Genomic DNA, 2,862 nt, shown 5'->3' on the forward strand with positions numbered 1-2,862 from the left:
CCGGCTACGGGACCGACTGCGTCCGTTCGGGCTTCCGGGCCCAGCTGGGCGTCGGCCGGCCGGCCGGTGTCGCGGCCGCCGGGCTCGGGGCGGCCGGCGTCGGGGCCGCCGGTGTCGGGGCGGCCGGTGTCGGGGCCGCCGGGCTCGGGGCGGCTGGGGTCGGGGCCGCTGGCAGGCATGGTGACTCCACGGTTCGGGGCTTCGGCGCGGCGCGCCGGATGAAGCCGAGGTAACTGCCTCCGGCGGCGATCGTCAGGAAGAACATCCCGGCGAACATCGGGAAGCTGAGGGCATCGAAGGTGGCTCCGCTGACCAGGGCGACGAGCGCCGAGGCGAAGAAGGCCTGGCCGAGCTCCCGGTCGGACTCGCAGGCGGCGAGCCGGCGCACGGCGCCGCCCTGGTGGATTCCGGTGAAGAACAGCGCGAAGAGCGCGACCAGGCCCAGGAGGCCCATTTCCGCCAGGGTCAGCATGTACTGGTTGTCGGTGAAGAAGTAGAGGTCCGGGGTGAAGGTGCCCAGGCCCCGCCCGAACAGCGGGCGTTCCTCCAAGTAGGGCACGATCGCGCTGTACTTGACGGTACGGGCCTGCGTGCTGCTGTCTGAGTTCGACAGGAAGGACGCGAAGAGCGTGGTGATCGTGCCGATCAGCCCCGGCACGAGGACCTTGAAGACGGCCACGGAGCCCAGCAGCAGGCCGAAGGTGGTCCAGCGGCGCTGCGGCTTCCACCTCGGCACCATCACCATCACCACGATGAGCGCGCCGATGATGGAGGTCCGCGACACGGTCAGCGGCAGGGCGCCGCCCATCAGTGCCACCGGCGCCCAGCGGCGCCACCGCTTCAGGTGCGCGCGGACCGGATCGAAGGCCTGCTGCACGGCGAAGGGCAGCATCAGGGCGAGCATGCCGCCGAACTCCAGCGGCTGCGCCGTGGTGGAGCGCGGTCGCGTGAACGCCCCCCGGTCCAGGGTGGTGATCTGGGCGACGCTGGACTGGAGCCCCGGGATGCTGATCTTCTCGGCGATGTTCGTCGCGGTGAAGAAGTCGTAGTAGCCGATGGCGGCCACCACCGCCCCCATCACGACGGCCCGCCGCATCAGTACGTCGAGGCGGGCCCGGTCCTGGACACCGGCGGAGACCAGCACCACGATCGACACCCAGACGAGCAGGCCGATCAGGCCGCGGTCGGCGCCCAGTACCTCCTTGTGCGTGCTGCCCCGGGAGGCGTTCGCGAGGTAGGAGGCCAGGACCGACACGGCCAGCAGCCACATCGCGACCCGTGGCAGCCGGGTGCCGGGAGCGGGTCTGATCCGGCCCGTGAGCCAGGTCGCGAGGTACCAGAACAGGCCCAGGATCGCGAACACGTTGGCCGGGGTGCCCACGCCGCCCAGGCCCGGAAGGGTCAGGTTCGAGGGGATGAAGAAGGCCAGCGCCAGATAGCCGGTGAGCAGCGCAGTGGCGTCCAGCGTCCGGTGTCTGGTCCGCTTGCGCACGCGCTGCTTCGTCCCGCCGGCCGTGGCGGTGGCCTCGGCCTCCGCGGCTTCGGCCGCCTCCCGGCGCCGGCGCCTGGCTCCCAGCAGGCTCTCCGTCACGAAGGAGAGGGTGAATCCGGCGGCCACGGCGGCGATGACGACGGCCAGCACCTGCTGGTAGCGGCTCTTGAGCTGGGGCTTCGGGGTCTGCGGCAGCACCACCGGGGCGGTCTGCACGAAGTAGGCGGGCTTCACCTTGGCCGCCGACTGGAGCGCGTTGAGCTGCTCCCCGGCGAACGCGGTGAGCGTACTGGTCTCCTTGAGCACCTTGGCCCGGTCGGTGCCGGTGACCGTGAGCGTGAGCATCGGGCCGGAGGTGTTCGCGGCGAATCCGACCGTGTAGGGGTCGGTGACTCCCAGCCCCTGCAGTTCCCGCGCCGCGTCGGCGCCCGACATCGTCCTGATGAGGACGTCGGCCGTGACGACGAGCGAACCGCCCGCGTTCGAGATGGGGTTGCCGAAGGTCGGGGCCAGTTCGGCCACCGCCGCCGAGTCGAGCAGCGCCACGGAGCTCTGCGACTGGTAGGACACCGGCACCGACTGGTACAGGTGCAGGCCCGCGACGAGTCCCATCGCCGTCAGCGGTGCCATCACGTACCAGCGTCGCTTCAACACGGCGCCTATCTCACCGATGTTCACGAACGCCCCCCACGAGGGCCGGGAACCGATGGCGTGCCGACCCGCGTCCTGGGAAGATCGATCACGACGGAAGGAATCCTGTGTCGCCTGGTGAGTTGTTCCGCACGCTGCGTCGCCGCTGGTACGTACTGGTCCTGGCGGCGGCGCTCGCGGCCGCCGGGGCCCTGCAGGTGCTCCGCCCCACCCCGACCTACGTGAGCTCCGCGATCGTCGTGCTCAAGCCGCCGGTGACGGGCAATCAGCCGAACCAGCTCGCCAATCTGCAGCCGCCCCTCGCCGCGGTCTCCTTCGCGGCGGTCCAGCAGCTGGACTCCCCTGCCGGAGCGGACGAGTTGCGTGCGGCGGGGGTGGCGGGCAAGTACCGGCTGACTCCGCGCAACAGCGGCACCAGCGTCACCCCCCGCTATCTGATCCCCTCGTTGCAGGTGCAGGTGGAGAACGGGGATCCCGCCGTGGCGGACCGCTCCGTGCTCAAGGTCGTCGAGGTCTACACGAAGCACCTCTCGGACATGCAGGCCGAGCAGCACATCCCGCCGGCGGCGCGGATGAGCGTGACCCTCCTCGTGCCGCCGACCTCGGTCGCGCAGACCACGGCCAAGAGCCGCGGGCTGGCCGGGACGGCGCTGCTGGCCCTGGTCGCCGGAGTGGCGTGCACCCTGTGGACCGACCGGTTCCTGGAACACCGCGGCCGG

2 protein-coding genes are annotated in these 2,862 nt (G+C 71.3%); one reads left to right on the forward strand and one right to left on the reverse strand.

What is annotated here, in order from left to right:
- Positions 1-4: 4 nt before the first annotated feature.
- Positions 5-2,146, reverse strand: a complete 2,142-nt coding sequence (locus tag ACWGDE_RS37875; protein WP_453393627.1) for an O-antigen ligase family protein — start codon at positions 2,144-2,146, stop codon at positions 5-7.
- Positions 2,147-2,250: 104 nt separating this feature from the next.
- Between ACWGDE_RS37875 and ACWGDE_RS37880 the strand changes: the two genes are divergently transcribed.
- The coding region (locus tag ACWGDE_RS37880) for a Wzz/FepE/Etk N-terminal domain-containing protein (protein ID WP_453393628.1) at positions 2,251-2,862 on the forward strand (612 nt) is incomplete at its 3' end.

The organism is Streptomyces sp. NPDC054956, assembly GCF_053609185.1.